The sequence below is a fragment of the Pontivivens marinum genome (genome assembly GCF_900231835.1).
Taxonomy (GTDB): Bacteria; Pseudomonadota; Alphaproteobacteria; order Rhodobacterales; family Rhodobacteraceae; genus Pontivivens; species Pontivivens marinum.
Map to the genome: position 1 here is coordinate 171,677 of NZ_OCTN01000003.1, position 21,763 is coordinate 193,439.

Genomic DNA, 21,763 nt, shown 5'->3' on the forward strand with positions numbered 1-21,763 from the left:
GACGGGGAGATACCCGCCAATCAGTTGAGTGCGCCAACCCCAGCGCCGAGCAAGCCGCCAACGGCTGCGCCGTCCTCGACATCATTGCCCGTAGCCTCGGCTGCGATTGCACCGGTAGCAGCCCCGATGGCCGCCCCTGCTGCGATTTCGCATCCGCTGAGCGCAAAGAGAAGCAGGAAACCAACCGTTCCTGTGCGAAGCTTGTTAGATTTCGGCATTTTACCCCCAAAACAGCTGTAACAGGGGGCGATGCAGGCCGTACCGCCGCATCGCCCCAACATGCATTAGTTGGTCGCAGCACCCGCCGCAGCACCGACTGCCGCACCGCCGACGGCACCGTCGGACACGTCACGGCCTGTTGCGGCCGCCGTAGCAGCACCAACACCAGCGCCAACAGCCGCGCCATTAAGCGCACCATTGGTTTGTTCCGGCGAGCACGCAGCCGCACCGATGAGAAGGGCTGAAAAGGCAGCAATACGAATTGAAAACATGATTTGATCCTCTGAAAAATATCTTTGTCAGAGGAAAACGCCTGCCGCGCAGATGCGTTCCACGGCGGAATTCCGCGCAAATCATATCGGGTTAGCGCCCTCATTGCGCCGCGGCCCGAATATCGGCGATGACGGATTTAGGCAGATCGGTCACGCAATGCCCGTCATCCAGCGCAAAAACATAGCTGTCGCGTAGAATGTCACCGGGGGCTAGCTCCTCGACAAATCCGACGGCGAGGAAGTCGTAATCCAGCTCGTGATAATTATCCTCACGGCGGCGCATCTCGTCCTCAACCACCGTCAAGCACAGTTCGATCGCTGCACGGGAACGGGCGGGACGGTCCTCCTCGGTCATGGGTTGGCCAAGGTCGTAGAGCATCTCCAGCCCCAAACCGGACAGGCGGCGATCCGTTATCGTCTCGGACCCGATCAGGCGCGGGGCAGTGCCGGAAAGCAGCGTTGGATGTTGCACACCAACCCCGACGGCCAGCTCACAATCGCCCTGCGCGGTCACGGTAAATGCATTGGTGTGGAATCGGGACACGGTGAAGTCCTGATCCTGTTGCTCAGGCGTCCAATCCCACCGTACGGCAAAGCGCGTGGCGTTATGTTCCGCCATCAGGCCCGCATTCATCGGGGCGACCCGCTGACAAATCGACCGGTGATCCCGCGCGACATCAGTTGGCGGGACGGGGCCGTGTGGCTCCGGATTGAAATCAGGGGTAAGGGCCAATTGCAGCGTGTTGATACCGGTCATGCCATCCCGCTCAATCGTGAAGCCGACAACCTGCGTCATGCGCCCACCGCTGAGCGGAATAGTTTGTGCAGATACGGCGACAGGGGCCATCAGCATTAGAAAAGCGACCAGTGTTTTCATCTTACATCCCCTTACTTATTCAAGACGCCAAATGGCACGAATGCCCTTAGCGGGCCGTCACAGGCAGGCGCGCATTGGCAATCCAGCGCGCACGGTTATCAGGATCGGCCAGCACAGCAGCAATCCGCGCCTGCGTGGCCTGCGTTACGGGTCCGGCAACACGACCGCCGGCCCGCACCACCACACCGTCCGGCGTATTCGTGACCTCAACCACCGGCGAGTACCCCCGCAGCGATTGCAACGCCCGCCACAAATCCTGCCGGATCAGATGCGCGAGTCGGCCACGGCGCAACGCCGGAAAGCTGGCCGTTGCGTCCACATCAAATCGCGCAGGCAACTGCCGCGACAGCGTTAGAACGGTGTCGGTTCGGTTCATATGCCAGCTGGATCGGCTCACTTGCGCAGGGCCTCAATCAACTCATCCTTGCTCATGTCCGAGCGGCCCTCGATATCGAGCTCCTGCGCTCGGCTGTACAGCTCCTGTTTGGTCCACTCCTCATAGGCAGGATTAGAGCCGCCCTTTGCCGAAGCACTATCACCCGCATTGGCGATGGCCGCGGATTTGGACTTGGAATAGCCCTCATCGCGCAGCGCCTCGTATTTCTCATCGTCCTTGATGGAGTTCCCGTGATCCTTGGTCATATCCTGCTCTCCTTCTGAAACGTCGGTTTCTATCAGAGTGGAATGTTGTCGTGCTTTTTCCACGGCAGCGCCTGCTTTTTATTGCGCAGCGAGGCGAAGGCGCGGCTGACGCGGCGGCGGGTGGAGTGGGGTAGGATGACCTCGTCGATGAAGCCCTTCTCGGCCGCCTTGAACGGGTTCGCGAAGGCTTCCTCGTAATCCGCCGTGCGCTCCGCGATCTTATCGGGATCGCCCAGTTCGTTGCGATAGATAATCTCCACCGCGCCCTTGGCCCCCATCACGGCGATTTCTGCCGTTGGCCATGCGTAATTCACATCCGCCTTGATATGCTTGGAGGCCATAACATCGTAGGCGCCGCCGTAAGCCTTGCGCGTGATGACTGTCACCTTGGGCACTGTTGCCTCGCCGTAAGCGAACAGCAGTTTCGCGCCGTGCTTGATCACGCCGTTCCATTCCTGCGACGTGCCGGGCAGGAATCCCGGAACATCCACCAGCGTCAGCAGCGGGATTCCGAAGCAATCGCAGAAGCGGACGAAGCGTGCGGCCTTGCGACTGGCGGCGATGTCCAGACAACCGGCCAGCACCAGCGGCTGGTTTGCGACAACGCCAACGGTCCGTCCCTCAAGCCGGATAAAGCCGGTCAGGATATTCTTGGCATAGGCCTCCTGAATCTCGAAGAAATCGCCCTCATCCGCCAGCTTGGTGATCAGTTCCTTCATGTCGTAGGGCGTGTTCGCATTGTCGGGGATCAGCGTATCAAGGCTGTCATCAATGCGGTTCGCGTCGTCAAAGGACGGGCGCACAGGTGGCTTTTCACGGTTGGACAGCGGCAGCAGATCGACCAGGCGGCGGACCTCGGCCAAGGTCTCAACATCGTTTTCGTAAGCTGCATCCGCGACGGACGATTTGGCCGTATGCGTGGATGCACCGCCCAGCTCCTCTGCCGTGACCGTTTCATTCGTCACGGTTTTCACAACGTCAGGGCCGGTGACGAACATGTAGGACGAATCGCGGACCATAAAGATGAAGTCCGTCATGGCCGGCGAATAGACCGCGCCACCTGCACATGGCCCCATAATGACGGAGATTTGCGGGATCACGCCCGATGCCTCAATATTGCGCTGGAACACCTCGGCATAGCCGGCGAGGGAGGCGACTCCCTCCTGAATACGCGCGCCGCCGGAATCGTTCAGGCCGATCACTGGGGCGCCGTTTTGCATCGCCATGTCCATGATCTTACAGATTTTCTGTGCATGGGTTTCGGAGAGCGACCCACCCAAAACCGTGAAATCCTGCGAGAACACATAGACCTGACGCCCATTGATCGTGCCCCAGCCGGTAATGACGCCATCCCCGGGATATTTCTGTTTCTCCATCCCGAAATCGACCGCACGGTGCGCGACGAACATGTCGTATTCCTCGAAGCTATCCGGATCGAGCAGCACGTCCAGACGCTCACGCGCGGTGAGCTTTCCGTTTTTATGCTGACGGTCAATGCGGGCCTGTCCACCGCCAAGGCGGGCCTGAGCGCGGCGTTGTTCGAGCTGATCGAGAATGTCCCTCACGGCGTCCTCCGAATGTGTGGTTCATAGATACGGTAACGGCACTGCATCGCGGGGGGAACAAAAAACAGGTGGCTTTGCAAATATGCGCACCAATCAAATCTGCGAATTGCGAAGTTGCAAAGCTGATTGGCAACCGCGCCCATCCTCGCTATCACACGCACAAGGAGAACCGGCATGATCCCCATACACGCACAATGACCTCGACCCAAGAACGCCACGCCGCCCTGCGCGAACGGCTGATCGACGCCGCACAGGTGCAAATCACCGATGCCGGACTCAGCGCGATCAAGGCGCGCACGCTGGCCACGCAGGTGGGATGCTCGGTCGGCGCGATCTACACCGTATTTCCCGACCTGCACACGCTGATATTAGCCGTGAATGGCCGGACATTTTCCGCCATGGGCGTCGAGATTTCCGCCGCCGTTGCCGCCGTTCAGGATGGGACCCCGCCCGAGCGGCTGATTGCCATGGCGCGAACCTATCTGTCCTTCGCGATTGCCAATCCCCGCCGGTGGAAAGCCCTGTTCGATATCGAGATGAGCGTCGATTCCGGTGTGCCCTCTTGGTACGTCGCGGCGGTCGGGCAATTGTTCGAGCTTATCTCCACCCCGCTGCGCGATCTGTCCCCCGATGCCAGCGAGCAGCGGATCGACATGATGACGCGGGGGCTGTTTTCCTCGATCCACGGGATTGTCCTGCTGGGTGTCGAAAACCGCATCTCCGCCGTCCCCCGTGAGGGGTTGGAGGAGATGATCAGCTTTATCATCCACGCAGCATCTGACGTCACGTCAGCCTGAACAACGTTCACAAATGAGTTGAACGACGTTCACGAAATCCCCATATCAACTTCATGAACGATGTTCACAAGCACTTCGTGAAGGGAGATATGATGTTAAAACTGATAGAGACCCTGTGGCGCGGCAATCAGGCCCGCATGCATGATGCCGCCACCGACCGTTATGCCGTTGAGCTGATCGAGCAGAAAATCCGCGATGCACAAACCGCATTTCGCGCGGCCAAGGGCACACTGGCCACCCTGATACAGCGTGAGCGGGTCGAGGCACGCGCGCTAGAAACATTGGATGCCCGCATCACCGACCTGACCACCCGCGCCGAAATGGCACTGCGCGATGGGCGTGAATATCTGGCACAGGACGCGGCGACCTCCCTCGCGGATCTGGAGAACGAGCGGCAGGTACGCCGTGACACGCTGGACCGGTTACAGGCAAAATGCGCGCGATTGCAGCACAATCTGGACCGGACAAACCGCCGGATCATTGATCTGAGGCAAGGCGCAATCGGCGCACGGGCCGTTGATCGTGAACGCCGCGCACAGGCATCACTGGGCGCCAGCGCCGCAACGCCCCATATGGCCGAGGCGGAGGAGTTGATCGCCCGCGTCATGGGCGCCGATGATCCGTTCGAGCATGACCAGATCGTTCAGGAAATCGATGCGGGGCTGAATGGTTCCGACGTCACCACGCGCCTGGGCGCGGCCGGATATGGCGCACCCACCCGCATTCGCGCCGATGATGTGCTGGCAAGGCTAAGGGCCAACCGGAACGCGACTCTAACACAAGCTGCCCCAACACAGGCCAAAGGATAAGATTATGAAAAACGAAAACAGCAACTCGATCTACACACTGTTTAACATGCTGGGCGTCGCCACGGCTTACGGCATGTTGGCCCTGTCCATCTGGATGGCCCCCGTTGATCTGTCCACCAAGGGGTTCTGGGGCATGGGTGTGTTCCTGCTGACGCTCAGTCTGGTTAATCTGGTGAAATACCGCATTGATGACCGCATTCAGGCGGACCGGATCAGACAGCTGGAAGCCGCACGCGATGATAAGCTGCTGACCGACTTCGTCACCGACGCCAAGAGCTAACCCCTTGCCGCTCCGCTTTGCAAAGACCATCATCAGGTTTGCAAAGCGGGGCGGATACATGGCGCGAACCAAATTATATGCTGGGGTAAAGCTGCGCGAACTGCGTCGCGGCCACGACCTGACTCAAAAGGCATTCGCGGCGCGGCTGGGTGTATCGCTCAGCTATCTCAACCAGATGGAGAACAATCACAGGCCGGTTGCGTCCTCCGTCCTCTTGGCGCTGGCCCGTGAATTTGCATACGACATCACCACGCTGGAGGCAGGCGAGGCAGACCGCATCGCCACCGACATGCGTGAGGCGCTGGCCGATCCGGGGCTAGAGGACGTGCCGCAGGCGGACCTGTCCCTTGTCGCCAGCAACGCCCCTGCCCTTGCCCGTGCCTTCCTGACGCTGCACCGCCAGCACAAGGAAACGACCGAGCGGTTGGCGACTCTGGACGAAAAGCTGGCCCATACCGGATTGGTCCCCCAACCGTGGGAGGAGGTCCGCGATTTCTTTCACTATTGCGACAACTATATCGACGCGATTGACCGCGCGGCGGAGGGGTTCGCAACCCGTCACCTGACGGGACCAGACGTGATGGCCGATCTGTCAGCATGGCTACAGGGGGGCGGCATGCGTCTGGCCCTGCACAGCAACGGCCCGATCCGGCACTTTGACGGCACCACGCTGACCCTGTCCGCCACGGCCAATGCCCAAACCCAGACCTTTCAGGCGCTACACCAAATCGGCCTGATCGCACATGGGGAGCTGATCGACGCGACACTGGACCTTGCCCGATTTACCTCGGACGAGGCGCGAGGCATTGCGCGGGTCGGCTTGGCAAACTATTTCGCGGGTGCGGCACAGATGCCCTATTCCCGCTTTGCCGAGGGTGCGCGCGATTTGCGCCATGATCTGGAGCTGCTCGCCACCCGATTTGGCGCATCGGTGGAACAGGTGGCGCATCGCCTCTCAACCCTGCAACGCCCCGGCGCGCGGGGGGTCCCGTTCTTTTTCGTGCGCGTTGATCCATCGGGCACAATCACCAAGCGCCATTCCGCCACCCGCCTGCAATTCGCGCGGTTCGGCGGTGCCTGTCCCCTGTGGAACGTGCATCGCGCCTTTGAGCAACCGAACGAGTTCCTGCGCCAACTGGCCGAAACGCCGGACGGCATGCGCTATTTCAGCCTGTCGCGGGATGTGTCCAAGCGGGGTGGGCATTTCAACGCCCCCGTGCGGCGGCAGGCCATCGGGCTGGGCTGTGAAATTAGCCACGCGCCGGAACTGGTTTACGCCGATGGCATGGTTGAGGGCACGCCCCAATTCGAGCCGATCGGCGTGTCCTGTCGCATCTGTGCACGCACCGCTTGCCACCAACGCGCAGTGCCGCCATTGGAGCGCGCGGTGCGAATTGATCCCGATAAACGGGGCGCGCTGCCCTACGCATTGGATTGACTGCACGGCGCGGACATTCAATTGATAGGAAAAGCATTCAAGGGAGAAACGTCATGGAACTTACCGGCACACGCATTATCGCCGCTGATCGCGCAACCGTTTGGGCAGCATTGAACGATCCGGAAGTTCTAAAGGCCTGCATCCCCGGCTGCCAGGAGCTGAGCGGATCACCCGAGGATGGGTTCGAGGCAACCGTCGTGCAAAAGGTCGGGCCGGTAAAGGCGACGTTCAAGGGCGCGGTAACATTGCAGGACGTGAACGCCCCCACCAGCTATCGCATCGTGGGTGAGGGCAAAGGTGGCGCCGCCGGTTTCGCCAAGGGCGACGCGGCCGTAACCTTGGCCGAGGTCGAGGACGGCACCGAACTGTCCTACACCGTAGACGCCAAGATCGGCGGCAAATTGGCCCAGCTAGGATCGCGCATCGTGGACGGCTTTGCGAAGAAGATGGCAGACAAGTTTTTCGAGGACTTCAAGACTCAGGTGGAGGGTTCGGGGGAGGCCTGAGGGCCTGCGTTAGAACCAACACGACGCACCAGCTTTGGGTAATCCCGAAAGGTGCAATGCGTAATGCCACTGGACTGTTCTTCAGTGGCGTTACTAACCAGTTGGCTGGCGTTTGAGACAGTGGGATTTCGCATATCAGTCGAGCTGGGCCCGTGGCCGTATGCCTGCTGGCAGATTTCCTTAAATAGTACGCCCCATCCAACGCTGCTGCTTCCATCTGGAATCACAATATCACGGATACTGCTACTCAGATCGGCCGCTGACGTAATCATATCATCGCTACGCCCGCCAATCTCTCCTCTTTGCTCGAGACGATCGAACACTTCCCATAATCCCGCCTGATTGATTGCGATTAGCGGCAGCAGAACAATTAAATTGAGAAGTTTCTCACTTTGCCAAAAGTGGGTACATGTTTCGAGGGTGTCCAGTATTTGCCCCATGTCACGCAAAGACATCTCGCTTTGCGTCGATTCAAAGTATTGTGTGATCAAAGCTGAGGGAGGAATTACCAATTCCTCAGCAAAAGATGCATCCGTTATATTCCGCGTACGCAGCCCCTCCGCAACAAACTGAGCTATGCTCGGTGTATCGAACCGATAGGTCCGACCAAAGAACCGGCGCAGGTATGCCTTTGCATCGAAGCCTTCGCCGTAAACAGCCTTGATCGCATGTTGCAGTTGCTCGGTATCGGTTGCCACGACAAAGGCGACGTTGGGGATGTCGAAAAGGTGCTTGATGCGCTCCAACATCTCAATCGCATAGGTCGGGCGACAGCGGTCTAGCTCGTCGATTAGGATAGTGAAAGGTTTTTCCTCTAGGTCTTTGACTGCCTCCTTAACCTCATCTTTGAAGGCTTTGATGCTTTTCTCGGCGTCTTCAAAGCGTGAGAACAGGGCGTCCGCTTGATCTGACATCAAACGCTCCGCAGCCGCGCTGCCCATTCGCAAAAGACCCTCTGAGGCCCCCGCTGTAAGAATGCCAGCACCGCCACGAATGCCGCCCATGGCGAGGCTCAAGGCAACCGACTTACCCACCTTTTTAAGCCGTCCCGATGGTCGATCAGGGTTCAGCGCGGCAAGCCCTTGGGTCACAGCAGCCAATACAGGCAGCAGCGCATCGTCGGCATGATCCGTTTCCCATGCATTCACATAGACGGCGTGGTCGCCCAGCCGATCGTTGAGCATGTTCATAAAGAACGTCTTGCCCAGACCCCATCCGGCGTCGACGTTCAGAACGCAGCCGTCCTGCCCGTTCACTTGCGATTTCAGAAAACGTTCGACGATATCGACGTCTTCTGTGCGGTTCAGCAGGTCTGGCTTATCCTTTGTCATAGGCGCAACTGTTCCGCCCCCGCCTCTGTTTTGCAACGGCAAACCGCGTCAGGGTACAATGCGACGCTTGGCCCATTCTGCGGGGCGGTGTAGGCGGGGCGCATGACCGATACGACATTACCAAATCACACGATTGCCGATCACATCCGGCGCACTCTGACCCTTGCTTGGCCGGTGGTCATGGCGCGTATGGGCCTTGTCGGGCTGTCCACTGTGGATGTGCTGGTTCTGGGCCGTGCGGGAACCGAGGAGCTGGCGGATTACACGCTGGGCTTATCGATTTACGACAGCTTGCTGGCGACCATGGCCGGCTTGACCATGGGCATCGGTGTTTTGACGGCGCGCAGCACAGGTGCGGGGCTGGACCGCGTTGTCGGGACCATCTGGTCGCGGGGCGTGATTTATGGCGCGCTGCTCGGGTGCCTGATGGCGGCCCTGCTGCAATTCGCGCCGCAGCTCTTTGCCCTACTCGGTCAATCGCCCGAGCGTGCGGCAAGTGCCGGATCGGTGACGCGGGTGGTGGCGCTGGCCCTGCCCTTTGTCGCGATATACCTCGCCACGGCCTCGTTCCTGGAATCGCTGCACCACCCGATGGTGGGCATGTTTGCGGTTGCAGTGGCCAATATCAGCAATCTGGGCCTGAACGTGGTGCTGGTTTTCGGCATCGGTCCCTTCCCCGAGATGGGGGCGGAGGGCGCCGCGCTGGCCACGGTCATCAACTCCGCCCTGCTGGCATTCATGCTGTGGTACTACACCCGGTACCGCCTAAAGGAACGCACCCGCTATGGAATCGGAGAAGTGGCGGTTGAGGCCCCCTCCGCGTCCGAGCAGCGGCGCATCGGCTATGGCGCGGGCCTGTCCTATACGTTCGAGGCGGGTGCCTTCGTCATGATGACCCTGTTCGTCGGGTGGCTGGGCACAATCGCGCTGGCCGTACAGGCGGTGGTTTTCCAATACCTTGCTGTGACATTCATGATGGCGCTTGGCGTTGCCACGGCGACTCAGGTGCGCGTGGGCAATGCATGGGGGCGTGGCGACATGCGCGGCATGGCACTGGCCGGATGGACAGGTATGGGGCTGGTAACGGTCGTCTCAGGCATGTTCGCCATCGTCTACGTGCTGTTTCCGGTGCAGGCCCTGCGTGTATTCACTACCGATCCTGTTTTGCTGGCAGCTGCGGCGCCGGTCATGGTGTGGATGACGCTGGCCCTGATCTTTGACTGCAACCAGTCGGTGATGAGCCATGCTTGCCGTGGTCGTGGCGACACATGGGTGCCCACAGCGATGCACTTGGTCAGCTATTGGATGGTCATGGTGCCCGCCGGATACTGGTTCGGCATCCGCATGGAGGCTGGCGTCAGCGGCATTTACCAAGGTATCGTTCTGGCCAGCGTCGTCAGCGTCACCCTGATGTCCCTGCGGTTCCGCCACCTAACGCGGCAAATCGCGTAACGCGAGGAGAGCGCAATGCCCAGCCCCTTTGACGGTCAGCAAATGGACGGGGTTCACCTGCCCCGCGCCAGCATGAAGAACACCAATTTTGACGGTGTAAACCTGGAGGGCGCGCGGTTTTACGCCGTGATGTGCCGCGCCAGTTTCACCGACTGTAATTTGGTCGAGGCATCGTGGAACGACGTCAACATGTCCGATTGCGTGGTTCAGAATGCGAATATGGCCGCGATGCGGTTTCACGATGTAAACCTGTCGGGCGCGCAGATCAGCAATGCCAATCTGGAGGGGCTGCGCATTTCCGGCGTTAGCCTGCGCCATGCCAGCATCATCGATGCGGATATGGAGGGGATGACGATTAACGGCATTCCCGTCAGTGAGCTGCTGGCCCTGCACACGGCGGCGCAGGGCCAAGAATAGCTTAGAGCTGTTCCATAATCTCGTCAGAGATATCGAAGTTGGCGGTGACGGTCTGAACGTCGTCATCATCCTCCAGCGCCTCGATCAGACGCATCAGTTTTTGCGCGTCCTCCAGGCCCAGCTCGGTTGTTGTCTGTGGCTTCCAGATCAGCTTGGTGCTCTCACTCTCGCCCAGCTCGGCCTCCAGCGCGGTGGAAACCGCGTTCAGGTCCGTGCCGTCGGTGTAGATGGTGTGACCCTCATCCGAGCTTTCCACGTCCTCGGCGCCTGCCTCAATCGCGGCCATCATCACGGTATCGGCATCGCCAACGGCCGAGGTGTAGACGATTTCGCCCTTACGATCGAACATGAACCCGACCGAGCCGGTCTCGCCCAAGTTTCCGCCGTTCTTGGAGAAGGTGGAACGAACATTGGACGCGGTGCGGTTTTTATTGTCGGTCATCGCCTCAACAATGATCGCCACGCCATTGGGGCCGTAACCCTCGTAGCGGATCTCGTCGTAGTTTTCAGCGTCGCCACCGATGGCCTTTTTAATGGCGCGGTCGATGTTATCCTTGGGCATGGACTGCGATTTTGCCTCTTTGACCGCGAGGCGCAGGCGCGGGTTCTTCTCAGGATCGGGGTCGCCCATTTTGGCCGCGACTGTGATCTCCTTGGAGAATTTGGAGAACATCTTGGAGCGCACAGCGTCCTGACGACCCTTGCGATGCTGGATATTTGCCCATTTGGAATGGCCGGCCATGATGGGCCTCCGTCTTACAAGTGATGAAATGCTGCGCGCCTTATAGGTCAGGCACGCGCCTCTGTTCAAGCTAGCGCGCGTTTTTCAGGTGCCGCATCCCGTCACAGTGGCCACAGCACCGGAATAATTACCGCGGATACTGCCCCGATCAGCAGGTTCAGCGGCGTACCGATCCGCAGGAAATCGGTGAATTGATAGCCGCCCGGACCATAAACCAAGGTGTTGGTTTGATAGCCGATTGGCGTGGCAAAGCTGGCCGAGGCCGCAACCATCACCCCCACAACCAGCGGCCGTGGATCAACCCCCAGCACCTGCGCCAAGCCGATAGCAACCGGCGTTACGACCACAGCTACGGCGTTGTTGCTGACCAGCTCGGTCAACAGGGATGTCATCAGGATAATCGCCCAAACCATCAGCGGCGGCGGCAACATACCCAGATACGGGGCCACCGCATTGGCGATCAGATCGACGGAGCCCGCATCCTGCAAACCCTTTCCGATGATCAGCATGGAGAAGATCAGCGCCAGCAATCGACCATCGACAAAGCCCATCGCCTCATCACTATCAATCGAGCGGGTGGCCAGCACAATCGCGACCCCCAACAGCCCGAGGATATGGATCGGTGCCATGCCAAACGCGGACAGGATCACCACGCCTGCCAAAACGGCCAGCACGATGGGGGAATGGGTGCGCCGATAGGGGCGGTCCACAGGCTCAGCCAAATTCACCAGATCAACATCGCGCGCCAGACGCTGAATATCCTCGGGATCGCCCTCCATCAGCAGGGTGTCGCCAACGCGCACGATCACGTCGTCCATTTGGCGGCCCAGATTCTGGTTCCGCCGGTGGATCGCCAATGGATAAACACCGTATCGCCGCCGCAGGCGTAGCCCGCCCAGCGTGCGCCCGACCAGACGGCATCCGGGTGAAATCAGCGCCTCAACCGTGACCATGGCACGGCCATCGGCACTGTCCACCATTACCACATCGGGGCTTTCCTTCAGGCCCAACAGCTCATTCACCGCGGTGCGCAAAACCACGCGATCACCGTCCAGCAGCTCCACATCGGGGAAGTTCCGCCGCAGCGACGCATCCCCCCGCAGCACGTCGATGACCCGCATGCCGTCGCGGCGGAACAGCTCGATCTCCATCACTTTGCGCCCAACCAGGCGGGAGCCGATGGGAACAGCCACCTCGGTAAAGAACTTCTGCGTTTTGCGTTCCGTCAAAAAACCGGCCATAGATTGCCGTTCTGGCAGCAGGATCGGGCCAAAAATCCGCATGTAAACCGCCCCAACCACGACCAGAACCAGACCCAGCGGTGTAATCTCAAACAGGGTAAAGGGGGCCAATCCTGCCTCTCGGGCCACACCGTCAACCAGCAGGTTGGTCGAGGTGCCGATCAGCGTCAGAATACCGCCCAGAATGGCCGCATAACTCAACGGGATCAGCAGCTTGGACGGGGTGACGCCCAATTGTTGTGCCAGCCCGACCACAACGGGGATCAGCATCACCACAACCGGCGTATTGTTCATAAAGGCCGACGCAGCCACGGTCAGCAGGCCCAATCCGGCGATAACCATCACCGGCCGTTTATCCGCCTGCGATGCGATCTGTGCCGTCAACGCGGCCAGTGCCCCCGTGCGCACCATCGCCCCGCTGAGGATGAACATCGCCGCAATCGTCCATGGTGCCGGGTTCGAGATCGAGTCGAGCACCGCCTCCTGCCCGACCAGCCCTGTCACAACCATCGTGCTGGCCGCGACCATGGCCACAACCTCAACCGGCCACCGTTCCATCAGAAACAGCGCGAACATGCCAAGCACAATTGCCAATCCGGCCACGGCCCCGGCAATTTCGAATGACATCACTTCAATCATGGTTTCCGCCCTATCAGCACATTCGAAGCACAATGGCGCAGCGCCACGCACCACCGCAAGTGGTGATCGGCGTATATAGGGGATGTGTTCGGGCCGCGCCTAGTCGCGCGCGCCCCCACGGGGTTGTACCAGTGCGACGCCCACAAGCATAAGTAGCAGCGCGGCCCACACCCATGGGGAATACCGTTCTCCCAATAGCAGCATCGACCAGACAACGCCGCTGCCCGTCACCAGATACGCAACTTGCGCCGCGAAAACCGGTCCGGCCCAACCTACCAGCCAGATATAGCCGGAATAGGCCGCAACATGCAGTATCCCGCTGGCCAAAATGGCGTATTCCGGCGCATGCCAGACGGTAACCGGATTGATCCATTGATCTGTGGCCAGCATCAGCGGCGTGGCAAAGATCAAACCAACCACGGATGCGCCGAACAACACCGATAGCGGGTCCAAACCGCGTGTGCCGAATTTGGCCAGCAGGTTCCCCTCGAACGCGTAGCATAGCGGTGCAATCAGCGCGACCAGCAGCCACGGTGCGGCGCCGGGATCAGGCAGGCTGGTTTCAGGCCCCGCGATCATCGCAATAGCAACTGCGCCCAGTGCAAGGCCCACCAGCCGGATCAACCGCAACCGCTCCAACCCTAGCGCCAGCGCCACGGGCAGAGCAAACATCGGAACAACCGCGATCACAATCGACATGACGCCCGCAGGCAATTCCGCCGCCGCGCGATAGGAAAAGCTGTTTGGGAATATCGTTCCCAACACCGCAACCATAACAAAGATCGGCCAGCCGTGCAGCGGTGGCCACATTCCTCGACGCAGCATCAGCGCACCGAGCAGCAGCGTCGCAATCAACAATTGCCAGAAAATCAAGCCAAATGGCTGATATCCGGTGGAGACGGCGACCTTCGCTGCGGGAACAGTCATGCCCCATGTAACGCCAATGGCCAGCAAGGCCCCTAGCGCTGCGCGACGGTTCATTCAGGGCAGCTTTGCGCCAATCGGCCACCAACGCGGATCGCGTGACAGCTTTTCGCCTTACCCGTGCGGTCATCCGTTTCCACGAAAAAGCCGGACAGGGTTGCGGGCCCCTCAGCGGGGGTAAAGCGAGTTTTCTGCATACCGGTGATAAAGCGGCGCATCGGCTCCGCCTTTTCCATGCCGATCACGCTGTCATAATCGCCGCACATGCCTGCATCGGACATAAACGCCGTGCCCTTAGTCAGGATTTGCGCGTCGCCGGTTGGCACATGGGTATGGGTGCCAACAACCATGCTGGCGCGTCCGTCGCACCAATGACCCATTGCCATCTTCTCGCTCGTCGCCTCGGCGTGGAAATCAACCAGCGTGGCGTTCACCCGCGCGCCCAGCGGCACACGCTTCAGCTCTGCCTCTACCGCGGAAAACGGGTCGGCAAAGGGACGCTTCATGAAGACCTGACCCAGCGCCTGCACCACAAGGATGGTACGGCCACGGCTGACCTCGAACACACGTGCGCCACGGCCAGGTGCGTCCTTGGCAAAATTCAGCGGGCGGATAATCCGGTCATCATTGCCGATATGGGTCAGCATGTCCTTTTGATCAAAGGCATGATCGCCCAGCGTGACGCAATCGGCGCCCGCCTCGAACAGCACATTCGCATGGGCACCGGTCAGGCCCATCCCCCCCGATGAGTTTTCGCCGTTCACAACGACAAAATCGGTACGCAGGCGCGCGCGAAGGTCGGCGAGGCCCTCGGTAATCGCGCGACGGCCTGAACGGCCCATGACATCGCCTAGAAAGAGTATACGCATGCTCGGGGCTTATCCCGTGATTTGCTGCGGTGCAAGAGAGCCACGTTCCGTCACGATCATATCCAGCACCTCGTCCGTTGGTTCGGGCGTTAACGGCAATTGCTGCGCCGCATAGGCATAGCCGATTGCGCGCACAGGTTTGACCGCCCGCAGCCGCTGCAAGGTCCGGTCATAGAACCCACCGCCATAGCCCAGCCTATTGCCCGCCAGATCAAATGCCACCAATGGTACGATCACGGTATCAGGCTGCAATACCTCGGCATTTTCAGGGATTTTCGCCCCGAACGGCCCCGCAATCATAACGCTATCGGGGGTCCATTCGTGAAATTCCAGCGGCTGTCCCTCGGCCACGATCACCGGCACGCAAATCCGGTGCCCCTGTTGCGACAGCGTGTGCATGGCGGGCATGGGGTCTATCTCGGTCCTGATCGCCATATAGGCGGCGACAATACCGGCGGGTTGGCGCAAAACCTCGGCCAGCAGATGTGCGGTGGCATCGCCCTGCCCCGCCGCGTGGGCGACCTTACGTGCGGCAAAGGCACGTTTGCGCAATTCGGATTTGATCTCAGCATTCATGCCCGAACGCTATCCGTGCGAAACAGTGCAGACCAGAGGAAATGAGGTGGCGGGCCCGTAGCAACCGGTGGGCAACTTATTCTCGGGACCTGGAAAACCAGGTGGGCACCAGGTGCGATAGGCCAGGACCGGTCGCAGAGCCAGTTCCCTCAAGAAAAAGTAAGGCCTCGTGAATGTAGAGCCCTGTCGAGAGGAACAGCACCCGCCACCGCATAAACTAGGATGATATGCGCCGGATGCAAGGGGAATGGAGTCGAGTATTGACGCGCCGTTCCCGCTACGTTCCAATAGCGCCATGACAGAACAAATGGCCCCCGGATTCGAGATTGCACGCGGCGTGTGGCGCCACCTGTCCACGCTGAACATGACCGCCCTAACCGAATATGTGCCCGCACGGGGCCTGCGTGTCGATCTGGTCGCCCTGACCGATAAGGGCGAGGTCTGGATTATCGAGTGCAAAAGCTCGCTCGCGGATTTCAGGTCCGACACGAAATGGCAAAACTATCTGGAATGGTGCGACCGTTTCTTTTGGGCCGTGCCGAATGATTTTCCGGTGGAGGTTCTGCCCGATGAAACCGGCCTGATTCTGGCCGACAGATTCGACGCCGCCATCGTGCGCGATGCGCCATTGGACAAGATGGCCGCCGCGCGGCGCAAGGCGATGACGCTAAAAATCGCCCGCACCGCCATGCGGCGGCAGCTTAGCTGGCTGGAACCGGATTTGGGTGCGCCCCGAGATTAACGGGCAGCCTCGATCGCAGGGCGCACACGCGCCTCCAACGCACCGGGGGTCACAGGGCCGGGAAAGCGCAAAACAACGCGCCCCTCGCTATCAATCACAAAGGTTTCAGGCACGCCGTACAGGCCCCAATCGATGCCCGTGCGGCCAGTTTCATCCGCACCAACCGCCGTATAGGGGTCGCCCAGCTCGGCCAGAAAGGCGCGGGCATCCTCCGGATCATCCTTGTAGTTCACGCCGACGATGGGAATCCCCTCCTCCGCCAACTGCATCAGGACAGGGTGTTCTACACGGCACGGGCCGCACCAGCTGGCCCAGAAATTCACCAGCATCACCTCACCACCCAGTTCGGGCAGCGGGCCGCCAAACGGCTCCACGCTCAGCGGTGGCGCGGGCTGCGCGATGAACTGCGATTGCAGCTCGTCCGGATTGTCCCGCAGCATCGCCCATAAAAACGTGCCGAGGATAGAGGCCGCAATGACCGGCACAATCAGGATGGGTGAGAGTTTACGTTTTGCCATTCTGGCGTTCCACCTTCTGCAACGCGGCGCGCACCTTGGCCGAGCGCCAGATCGATAGTCCGACCAGACCACCCACCAACAGGATCGTCACGCCGTAAGCCGCTAAAACGAAATGAGCGTACTGTCCCAGCATCACGCTACCTGCCGCAACATCAGCGCGCGCAACCGACGGGCGCGGATTTCTGTGCGGGTGCGCAGCAGAACCAGCGCCACAAACAGCAGCACAAATCCGGCAATGGAAAACAGCAGCGGTTGATAAAACACATCTGCCACGTTTTCCTCGGCATCCATGCTCAGCGAGGCCCCCTGATGCAGACCCTGATTCCAGATCAGCACGGCATAGCGGGATAGCAGCGCGAAAACCGATCCGACGAGGCACAGGATTGAGGTTAAATCCGCCGCCGTATCCGGCTCATCCACCGCCTGCCACAGGGCGATATAGCCCAGATAGAACACGAACAGGATCAGGAACGAGGTCAGCCGCGGGTCCCATTCCCACCACGTCCCCCACATCGGCTGCCCCCAGATCGCGCCGGTCAGCAGCGCGACCAAGGTCATCACGGCCCCGATTGGTGCAGCCGCCCGCGCTGCCAGTGCGCTGACATGGTGCCGCCGGATCAGCCAGATCAGCGAGGTGACAAACATCATGAACCACGCATTGATCGCAATAAATGCAGCCGGAACATGGATGTAGATAATCTTGACCGTGGACCCCTGCCGAAAATCATCGGGCGTATAGAAAAAGCCCCAGATCAAACCAATGCTAAGACACAACGCCGCCGCCCCGGAAATCCAAGGCAGGAAGCGGGACACGATGCGCGTAAACCGCGCGGGGTTGGCGAATTCCCAAATGCTCATAGCCCCGATGTATCGGCGCGCTTGCACACGCGCAAGCGCACGGATGTCACAGGTGCGTCACGTCGCATCCACACCCACCGCATCGGCCACATTGGCGAATCCGTCGCGGGCCAGCAGCCCCTCCAGATCGCGCAGGATCGTACCGACCAGCGCCATACCGCCATAGACCAGCGCGCTATAAATTTGCAGTGCCGATGCACCGGCCCGAATCCGCGCATAGGCATCGGCACCGGATGAAATCCCGCCAACGCCGACCAAGGGGATCGCGCCATTGGTCAGGCGGTACACATCGGCCAAGACTTGCTGTGCCAGATCACGCAGAGGCGCGCCAGACAGACCACCGGCTTCGCCCGCATGGGGGCTGCTCAACCCCTCGCGCCGCAGGGTGGTGTTGGTGGCGATAATCGCGTCCACCTTGGACTGCAAGGCAACATCGCACAGCTCCGCCAGCGCGGTTTCGTCCATATCAGGTGCGATTTTCAGCAGCACGGGGATCGGACGCTCCAACCCCTTGCGCGCCTGCATGACGCCTGCCAGCAGGCTGGACAGGGCCTCCGCCCCCTGCAAATCGCGCAGTTTCTCCGTATTGGGCGAGGACACATTCACCGTCGCAAAATCAATAAAGGGACCAGCATGGGCCAGCACACGCGCGAAATCATCGGCGCGATCGGTGCTGTCCTTGTTCGCGCCAAGGTTCAGGCCAACCACTCCGGGGCGGCGGCGGGCCGCTAGACGGGTCGCAATCGCCTCCATCCCGTCATTATTGAACCCGAACCGGTTGATGACGGCCTTATCCTCGGTCAAACGAAACAGGCGGGGGCGTGGATTGCCGGGCTGCGGGCGGGGCGTTGCCGCGCCAACCTCAACAAAGCCCAGACCGCTGACCAGCAAGGGGTCCACGGCCTCGGCATTCTTGTCAAAACCGGCGGCGATGCCCAGCGGATTTGGCAGATCGAGACCCGCAATACTGGTGGCCAAGCGCGGCGACGTGACCGGACCCGGTTTCGGCACCAACCCCAAGCGCAACGCATTGATCGCGACATGGTGTGCTTGCTCCGGATCTATCCGGCGCAACAGGCCAAGGGCGAGGCGGTCAATCATGCGATACCCTCGGCAAAAACATGGGCGCCATCGCGCAATTCCAGCTCGCTATGGCTGACGACCTCGTCCAGTTTCAGGTCACGGTAAAGATGCGGGAATAATGCACCGCCGCGGCTGACCTCCCATTTCAGGTCAGCGGTCAGGTTATCCGATTCGACGATAGCGAGGATCAATCCCTGCGCACCGGCAAAGTGTTTCGCCGCCGTTTCCCGCAGCGTTTCCGCGGTGGAAAAGTGGATATATCCGTCGATCAAATCAATTGGCGCACCGGCGGTTTGGCCCTGTGCGACCAGATCGGCCCATTCGTTCTGTCGGAAAATCTTGTAGATCAGCATAGCGTCCTCCTGCGGCGGCAGGGGTAGCGGGCGCGGCGCGCGCGGGCAAGTGTGCTATCCCTGCGGTGTTGACGACTTTCGCTGGCCCTTACGCTCCAGCCCCAGTGCTTGCTCGCGCCAGATGATCAGCAAACCGGCGGCCACAACGATAGCGGCACCGATCAGCGTGCGTCCTGTGGGCACCTCTCCAAACAGGCCATAGCCCAAGATAAGTGCGAAAATCATCGAGGCATAGTCAAACGGCGCAATCACCGCTGTCGGCGCATAGCGATAAGCCGAGGTCAGCAGGATTTGCCCGACGCCACCGATCAACCCCGCCGCGACCAACATGCCAAACGTGGCCGGATCGGGCATCACCCAACCGAAGGGAATGGTCGCCAAGGCAAGGACACTGGCCGTAATCGAGAACCAGAACGTGATCGAGGAGGTCTTCTCCGTCGCGACCAGCTTGCGGATGAAAACATGGGCCATGGCCACAAAAACAGCCGAGACGAGGACGATCACCGCGCCTAGGGTTTCGGTATCAGTCAACCCGTCCGAGCTTAGCGTCGTCAGCCGTGGCGACAGGACGATCCCAACGCCGACCAAGCCCATGCCGACCGCCGTTAAACGGACGAGGCGGACCTGCTCCCCCAGAAACATCGCGGCCAGGATAACGGCAAATAGCGGTGCGGCATATCCAATCGCGGTCACCTCAGGCAGCGGCAACAGGCCCAAACCGGCAAAGGTCAACGCCATCGCCGTGGTGCCAACAATACCGCGCCACAAATGCGACATCGGGTTCGCCGTGGCGATGCCCGCGCGCAACCCGACGCCCTGCAATGCGATCCACGCCAAGATCACCGGAACGGCAAAGATGGACCGAAAAAACACGGTTTGGCCTGCCGGAATGGTATCCGACACAGATTTCACGATTGCGGCCATACACACGAAGGTGGCCACAGATGCGATTTTGAGGAAGATGCCACGCAAAAAGATCATTTGCGCAGGCTACAGCCTGTATGACGGCTGTCTCCCCTCTATTTACGCATATCAGCCCTGCTAAAATAGTACGGGCGGGCGGTTATTCGTCATCCTCAGTACTGTGCCGCTGCAACAGGGGAAATTGGGTTGCGATGAAGATAAAGGTCAGAATCATCTGGCCGAATGTATCCAGCCAAATCCACGCTTCCTCACCCAATACGCGCCATGTAAATTCGTTAAACAGCGCCATCGCGGCAAAGAATATCGCCCAGTTGCGCGTGAAGATCATCCAACCCTCATCGCTCAACGGCATTACCTCACCCATCAGGTAGCGTAAATAACTACGCCCCTGCACCCAAACGCCGAATCCCAGGATAAAGGCGAACAGGCTATACACCACCGTCGGGCGCATTTTGGTAAAGACATCATCATTCAGCCAGATCGTCAGCCCGCCAAAAACGACTACGATAATTGCCGTAAACACCGCCATGCGCGGCAATGTGCGGGTTAGCGCCCAGCTGATGACCAGCGAGATCAGGATCAGTGGCACAAAGATCGCCGTGGCGGCCACAACGCCGGAATATTCCACTCCGCCATAGGTTACGCCCTGATCCGAGAAGCGTTGGTAAGCAAAGAAATAGGCCCCGACCGGTCCGACCTCCAGCACCAACTTCAGGATAGGATTGAGTTTTTTCGCTTCGGCCATGTCAGCCTCCAAATTCGACGAGGACCGCACCGGCGGCGATGAGGGCCATCAGGATGGCGCGTGTTGGTCCTACATGTTCCCGCAGGAATAGCCAGCCGATTGCGGCGGCAAAGACAGTTGATGTTTCGCGCAAAACTGCGGCCTCTCCCACTTTATCAAGGCGCGTGGCCAACATAACCGCACCAAAGCTTATAAATCCCAACAGACCACCGGCAAGGCCGCGCAGCATCAGCGGCGCCGGATCGGGCCGGTTTTCCATGCGTTTCCAGCGTGCTAGTGCCACCCACGGGAACAGGCCCAGACCATCTATAACGAAAAACCATGCAAGAAAGGTAAACGCATTTTCGGCAAAGCGAATGCCATACGCATCGTAGATCGTGTAGAGTGAGGTCAGAACACCGGTAAGTGCGGCGAGGATTAGCGCCGTGATCAGGGCGCTGCGGGCAACCGTTTCGGCACGCAGGTTCACCGCAGCCAACCCCAAAATTGCAAATGATACCAATGCCGTACCCGCCCATTGAAAGGGCGTGAAATGCTCATGAAACACCGCACCTGCCGCCAGAACCGTGACCACGGGCGCGGTGCCGCGCACCACGGGATAGACGACGGTATAGGCGCCACGCGTATAGGCCATCGCCATTAACCATTTATAGGCTGCGTGGATGACAAAAACGCCCAGCAGGATCAGCCATAGACGTGGTGTAGGCAGTGGAAACACGAATAGCGCGACGGGTAAGGCCATGATTCCATAGCAGATATCGATCGCGCCGCGGGTCATCCATGGATCATGGCGGCCCTTTTGCAGCGCGCCGAACATCGCGTGGGCCAGCGCCGAGGTTAGCGCGAGGATCATCGCGAGCTGGTGCCCTGCGGCGGTGCCCTCGATGCTGGTGATCCAGTCGGTCATCGGGGTTCAGCCCTTTGAAATTGGCAGGCTGCTATAT

General features: G+C 60.0%; 28 protein-coding genes and 1 other RNA gene. 8 read left to right on the top strand and 21 right to left on the bottom strand.

Annotated elements, in window-relative coordinates; all coding sequences use genetic code 11:
• Positions 1-20: 20 nt before the first annotated feature.
• The 6 genes from CR254_RS09850 to CR254_RS09875 all read right to left on the bottom strand — a co-directional run bounded on the left by CR254_RS09850 (position 21) and on the right by CR254_RS09875 (position 3,575).
• On the bottom strand, positions 21-218 hold the full coding sequence (locus CR254_RS09850) for a hypothetical protein (protein WP_097929690.1): 198 nt from the start codon (positions 216-218) through the stop codon (positions 21-23).
• Positions 219-284: 66 nt separating this feature from the next.
• Positions 285-491: a YMGG-like glycine zipper-containing protein gene (locus CR254_RS09855; protein ID WP_219618001.1), complete on the bottom strand. Its 207-nt coding sequence runs from the start codon at positions 489-491 to the stop codon at positions 285-287.
• A gap of 100 nt (positions 492-591) precedes the next feature.
• Complete coding sequence (locus CR254_RS09860) at positions 592-1,368, bottom strand: hypothetical protein (protein WP_097929691.1); 777 nt, start codon at positions 1,366-1,368, stop codon at positions 592-594.
• Positions 1,369-1,414: 46 nt separating this feature from the next.
• A complete protein-coding gene (locus CR254_RS09865; protein WP_097929692.1) occupies positions 1,415-1,744 on the bottom strand; it encodes a hypothetical protein in 330 nt (109 codons plus the stop codon).
• Positions 1,745-1,761: 17 nt separating this feature from the next.
• Entirely contained in the window at positions 1,762-2,010 is a 249-nt protein-coding gene (locus CR254_RS09870) for a DUF7218 family protein (protein WP_097929693.1), read from the bottom strand.
• Positions 2,011-2,042: 32 nt separating this feature from the next.
• The gene (locus tag CR254_RS09875; protein WP_097929694.1) at positions 2,043-3,575 is read right to left on the bottom strand and encodes an acyl-CoA carboxylase subunit beta; all 1,533 of its coding nucleotides are present in this window, start codon (positions 3,573-3,575) and stop codon (positions 2,043-2,045) included.
• 194 nt (positions 3,576-3,769) lie between these two features.
• Between CR254_RS09875 and CR254_RS09880 the strand changes: the two genes are divergently transcribed.
• The 5 genes from CR254_RS09880 to CR254_RS09900 all read left to right on the top strand — a co-directional run bounded on the left by CR254_RS09880 (position 3,770) and on the right by CR254_RS09900 (position 7,405).
• Positions 3,770-4,372, top strand: a complete 603-nt coding sequence (locus CR254_RS09880) for a TetR/AcrR family transcriptional regulator (protein WP_097929695.1) — start codon at positions 3,770-3,772, stop codon at positions 4,370-4,372.
• A 92-nt stretch (positions 4,373-4,464) separates the two neighbouring features.
• A complete protein-coding gene (locus CR254_RS09885; RefSeq protein ID WP_097929696.1) occupies positions 4,465-5,181 on the top strand; it encodes a PspA/IM30 family protein in 717 nt (238 codons plus the stop codon).
• 4 nt (positions 5,182-5,185) lie between these two features.
• Positions 5,186-5,461 (top strand): YiaA/YiaB family inner membrane protein, encoded by a 276-nt coding sequence (locus CR254_RS09890; protein ID WP_097929697.1) that lies wholly within the window; start codon positions 5,186-5,188, stop codon positions 5,459-5,461.
• 58 nt (positions 5,462-5,519) lie between these two features.
• The gene (locus CR254_RS09895) at positions 5,520-6,899 is read left to right on the top strand and encodes a helix-turn-helix domain-containing protein (RefSeq protein WP_097929698.1); all 1,380 of its coding nucleotides are present in this window, start codon (positions 5,520-5,522) and stop codon (positions 6,897-6,899) included.
• A 53-nt stretch (positions 6,900-6,952) separates the two neighbouring features.
• Positions 6,953-7,405 carry an SRPBCC family protein gene (locus CR254_RS09900; protein ID WP_097929699.1) on the top strand — a complete coding sequence of 151 codons (453 nt, stop codon included), beginning with the start codon at positions 6,953-6,955 and terminating at the stop codon, positions 7,403-7,405.
• Here CR254_RS09900 and CR254_RS09905 read toward each other — a convergent pair.
• Positions 7,378-8,736, bottom strand: coding sequence for a KAP family P-loop NTPase fold protein (locus CR254_RS09905; protein ID WP_097929700.1), 1,359 nt, complete (start codon positions 8,734-8,736; stop codon positions 7,378-7,380). The two genes, CR254_RS09900 and CR254_RS09905, sit on opposite strands and share 28 nt — an antisense overlap.
• Positions 8,737-8,838: 102 nt before the next feature.
• On the opposite strand from CR254_RS09905, the gene CR254_RS09910 reads away from it, so the two are divergent.
• Together CR254_RS09910 and CR254_RS09915 are read left to right on the top strand one after the other, a co-directional pair.
• Complete coding sequence (locus CR254_RS09910; RefSeq protein ID WP_097929701.1) at positions 8,839-10,188, top strand: MATE family efflux transporter; 1,350 nt, start codon at positions 8,839-8,841, stop codon at positions 10,186-10,188.
• A gap of 15 nt (positions 10,189-10,203) precedes the next feature.
• Entirely contained in the window at positions 10,204-10,605 is a 402-nt protein-coding gene (locus tag CR254_RS09915) for a pentapeptide repeat-containing protein (RefSeq protein ID WP_097929702.1), read from the top strand.
• Between the two features lies 1 nt (position 10,606).
• Here CR254_RS09915 and CR254_RS09920 read toward each other — a convergent pair whose 3' ends face one another.
• From CR254_RS09920 to ssrS, 6 genes are all read right to left on the bottom strand, one after another.
• Positions 10,607-11,347: a YebC/PmpR family DNA-binding transcriptional regulator gene (locus CR254_RS09920; RefSeq protein WP_097929703.1), complete on the bottom strand. Its 741-nt coding sequence runs from the start codon at positions 11,345-11,347 to the stop codon at positions 10,607-10,609.
• A gap of 101 nt (positions 11,348-11,448) precedes the next feature.
• Positions 11,449-13,227 (bottom strand): SLC13 family permease, encoded by a 1,779-nt coding sequence (locus CR254_RS09925; RefSeq protein ID WP_097929704.1) that lies wholly within the window; start codon positions 13,225-13,227, stop codon positions 11,449-11,451.
• Between the two features lie 99 nt (positions 13,228-13,326).
• Complete coding sequence (locus CR254_RS09930; protein WP_097929705.1) at positions 13,327-14,208, bottom strand: DMT family transporter; 882 nt, start codon at positions 14,206-14,208, stop codon at positions 13,327-13,329.
• On the bottom strand, positions 14,205-15,020 hold the full coding sequence (locus tag CR254_RS09935) for a TIGR00282 family metallophosphoesterase (RefSeq protein WP_097929706.1): 816 nt from the start codon (positions 15,018-15,020) through the stop codon (positions 14,205-14,207). Before CR254_RS09935 ends, CR254_RS09930 begins: the two co-directional genes overlap by 4 nt.
• 9 nt (positions 15,021-15,029) lie before the next feature.
• Complete coding sequence (locus CR254_RS09940; RefSeq protein ID WP_097929707.1) at positions 15,030-15,596, bottom strand: 5-formyltetrahydrofolate cyclo-ligase; 567 nt, start codon at positions 15,594-15,596, stop codon at positions 15,030-15,032.
• 48 nt (positions 15,597-15,644) lie between these two features.
• Positions 15,645-15,801: non-coding RNA, 6S RNA (gene ssrS / locus CR254_RS18355), on the bottom strand.
• 90 nt (positions 15,802-15,891) lie between these two features.
• Between ssrS and CR254_RS09945 the strand changes: the two genes are divergently transcribed.
• A complete protein-coding gene (locus CR254_RS09945; protein ID WP_097929855.1) occupies positions 15,892-16,338 on the top strand; it encodes an MmcB family DNA repair protein in 447 nt (148 codons plus the stop codon).
• Here the strand turns inward: CR254_RS09945 and CR254_RS09950 are convergent.
• From CR254_RS09950 to CR254_RS09985, 8 genes are all read right to left on the bottom strand, one after another.
• Positions 16,335-16,856 carry a DsbE family thiol:disulfide interchange protein gene (locus CR254_RS09950; protein ID WP_097929708.1) on the bottom strand — a complete coding sequence of 174 codons (522 nt, stop codon included), beginning with the start codon at positions 16,854-16,856 and terminating at the stop codon, positions 16,335-16,337. The genes CR254_RS09945 and CR254_RS09950 overlap by 4 nt on opposite strands.
• Positions 16,843-16,989, bottom strand: a complete 147-nt coding sequence (gene ccmD / locus CR254_RS09955) for a heme exporter protein CcmD (RefSeq protein WP_097929709.1) — start codon at positions 16,987-16,989, stop codon at positions 16,843-16,845. Before ccmD ends, CR254_RS09950 begins: the two co-directional genes overlap by 14 nt.
• A complete protein-coding gene (locus CR254_RS09960) occupies positions 16,989-17,714 on the bottom strand; it encodes a heme ABC transporter permease (protein WP_097929710.1) in 726 nt (241 codons plus the stop codon). The genes ccmD and CR254_RS09960 overlap by 1 nt, the downstream gene beginning before the upstream one ends.
• A gap of 57 nt (positions 17,715-17,771) precedes the next feature.
• Positions 17,772-18,815: a quinone-dependent dihydroorotate dehydrogenase gene (locus CR254_RS09965; RefSeq protein ID WP_097929711.1), complete on the bottom strand. Its 1,044-nt coding sequence runs from the start codon at positions 18,813-18,815 to the stop codon at positions 17,772-17,774.
• Positions 18,812-19,150 (bottom strand): DUF952 domain-containing protein, encoded by a 339-nt coding sequence (locus CR254_RS09970; RefSeq protein ID WP_097929712.1) that lies wholly within the window; start codon positions 19,148-19,150, stop codon positions 18,812-18,814. Before CR254_RS09970 ends, CR254_RS09965 begins: the two co-directional genes overlap by 4 nt.
• A 54-nt stretch (positions 19,151-19,204) precedes the next feature.
• The gene (locus tag CR254_RS09975) at positions 19,205-20,131 is read right to left on the bottom strand and encodes a DMT family transporter (RefSeq protein ID WP_097929713.1); all 927 of its coding nucleotides are present in this window, start codon (positions 20,129-20,131) and stop codon (positions 19,205-19,207) included.
• 82 nt (positions 20,132-20,213) lie between these two features.
• Positions 20,214-20,819: an inner membrane-spanning protein YciB gene (locus CR254_RS09980; protein WP_097929714.1), complete on the bottom strand. Its 606-nt coding sequence runs from the start codon at positions 20,817-20,819 to the stop codon at positions 20,214-20,216.
• Between the two features lies 1 nt (position 20,820).
• A complete protein-coding gene (locus CR254_RS09985) occupies positions 20,821-21,726 on the bottom strand; it encodes an EamA family transporter (protein WP_097929715.1) in 906 nt (301 codons plus the stop codon).
• Between the last annotated feature and the right edge of the window lie 37 nt (positions 21,727-21,763).

What these genes read in the sequence shown, in the direction of transcription:
- CR254_RS09850 (WP_097929690.1), bottom strand. Translation starts at nt 218, where the DNA reads ATGCCGAAATCTAACAAGCTTCGCACAGGAACGGTTGGTTTCCTGCTT.
- CR254_RS09855 (WP_219618001.1), bottom strand. Translation starts at nt 491, where the DNA reads ATGTTTTCAATTCGTATTGCTGCCTTTTCAGCCCTTCTCATCGGTGCG.
- CR254_RS09860 (WP_097929691.1), bottom strand. Translation starts at nt 1,368, where the DNA reads ATGAAAACACTGGTCGCTTTTCTAATGCTGATGGCCCCTGTCGCCGTA.
- CR254_RS09865 (WP_097929692.1), bottom strand. Translation starts at nt 1,744, where the DNA reads ATGAACCGAACCGACACCGTTCTAACGCTGTCGCGGCAGTTGCCTGCG.
- CR254_RS09870 (WP_097929693.1), bottom strand. Translation starts at nt 2,010, where the DNA reads ATGACCAAGGATCACGGGAACTCCATCAAGGACGATGAGAAATACGAG.
- CR254_RS09880 (WP_097929695.1), top strand. Translation starts at nt 3,770, where the DNA reads ATGACCTCGACCCAAGAACGCCACGCCGCCCTGCGCGAACGGCTGATC.
- CR254_RS09885 (WP_097929696.1), top strand. Translation starts at nt 4,465, where the DNA reads ATGTTAAAACTGATAGAGACCCTGTGGCGCGGCAATCAGGCCCGCATG.
- CR254_RS09890 (WP_097929697.1), top strand. Translation starts at nt 5,186, where the DNA reads ATGAAAAACGAAAACAGCAACTCGATCTACACACTGTTTAACATGCTG.
- CR254_RS09895 (WP_097929698.1), top strand. Translation starts at nt 5,520, where the DNA reads ATGGCGCGAACCAAATTATATGCTGGGGTAAAGCTGCGCGAACTGCGT.
- CR254_RS09900 (WP_097929699.1), top strand. Translation starts at nt 6,953, where the DNA reads ATGGAACTTACCGGCACACGCATTATCGCCGCTGATCGCGCAACCGTT.
- CR254_RS09905 (WP_097929700.1), bottom strand. Translation starts at nt 8,736, where the DNA reads ATGACAAAGGATAAGCCAGACCTGCTGAACCGCACAGAAGACGTCGAT.
- CR254_RS09910 (WP_097929701.1), top strand. Translation starts at nt 8,839, where the DNA reads ATGACCGATACGACATTACCAAATCACACGATTGCCGATCACATCCGG.
- CR254_RS09915 (WP_097929702.1), top strand. Translation starts at nt 10,204, where the DNA reads ATGCCCAGCCCCTTTGACGGTCAGCAAATGGACGGGGTTCACCTGCCC.
- CR254_RS09920 (WP_097929703.1), bottom strand. Translation starts at nt 11,347, where the DNA reads ATGGCCGGCCATTCCAAATGGGCAAATATCCAGCATCGCAAGGGTCGT.
- CR254_RS09925 (WP_097929704.1), bottom strand. Translation starts at nt 13,227, where the DNA reads ATGATTGAAGTGATGTCATTCGAAATTGCCGGGGCCGTGGCCGGATTG.
- CR254_RS09930 (WP_097929705.1), bottom strand. Translation starts at nt 14,208, where the DNA reads ATGAACCGTCGCGCAGCGCTAGGGGCCTTGCTGGCCATTGGCGTTACA.
- CR254_RS09935 (WP_097929706.1), bottom strand. Translation starts at nt 15,020, where the DNA reads ATGCGTATACTCTTTCTAGGCGATGTCATGGGCCGTTCAGGCCGTCGC.
- CR254_RS09940 (WP_097929707.1), bottom strand. Translation starts at nt 15,596, where the DNA reads ATGAATGCTGAGATCAAATCCGAATTGCGCAAACGTGCCTTTGCCGCA.
- CR254_RS09945 (WP_097929855.1), top strand. Translation starts at nt 15,892, where the DNA reads ATGACAGAACAAATGGCCCCCGGATTCGAGATTGCACGCGGCGTGTGG.
- CR254_RS09950 (WP_097929708.1), bottom strand. Translation starts at nt 16,856, where the DNA reads ATGGCAAAACGTAAACTCTCACCCATCCTGATTGTGCCGGTCATTGCG.
- ccmD (WP_097929709.1), bottom strand. Translation starts at nt 16,989, where the DNA reads ATGCTGGGACAGTACGCTCATTTCGTTTTAGCGGCTTACGGCGTGACG.
- CR254_RS09960 (WP_097929710.1), bottom strand. Translation starts at nt 17,714, where the DNA reads ATGAGCATTTGGGAATTCGCCAACCCCGCGCGGTTTACGCGCATCGTG.
- CR254_RS09965 (WP_097929711.1), bottom strand. Translation starts at nt 18,815, where the DNA reads ATGATTGACCGCCTCGCCCTTGGCCTGTTGCGCCGGATAGATCCGGAG.
- CR254_RS09970 (WP_097929712.1), bottom strand. Translation starts at nt 19,150, where the DNA reads ATGCTGATCTACAAGATTTTCCGACAGAACGAATGGGCCGATCTGGTC.
- CR254_RS09975 (WP_097929713.1), bottom strand. Translation starts at nt 20,131, where the DNA reads ATGATCTTTTTGCGTGGCATCTTCCTCAAAATCGCATCTGTGGCCACC.
- CR254_RS09980 (WP_097929714.1), bottom strand. Translation starts at nt 20,819, where the DNA reads ATGGCCGAAGCGAAAAAACTCAATCCTATCCTGAAGTTGGTGCTGGAG.
- CR254_RS09985 (WP_097929715.1), bottom strand. Translation starts at nt 21,726, where the DNA reads ATGACCGACTGGATCACCAGCATCGAGGGCACCGCCGCAGGGCACCAG.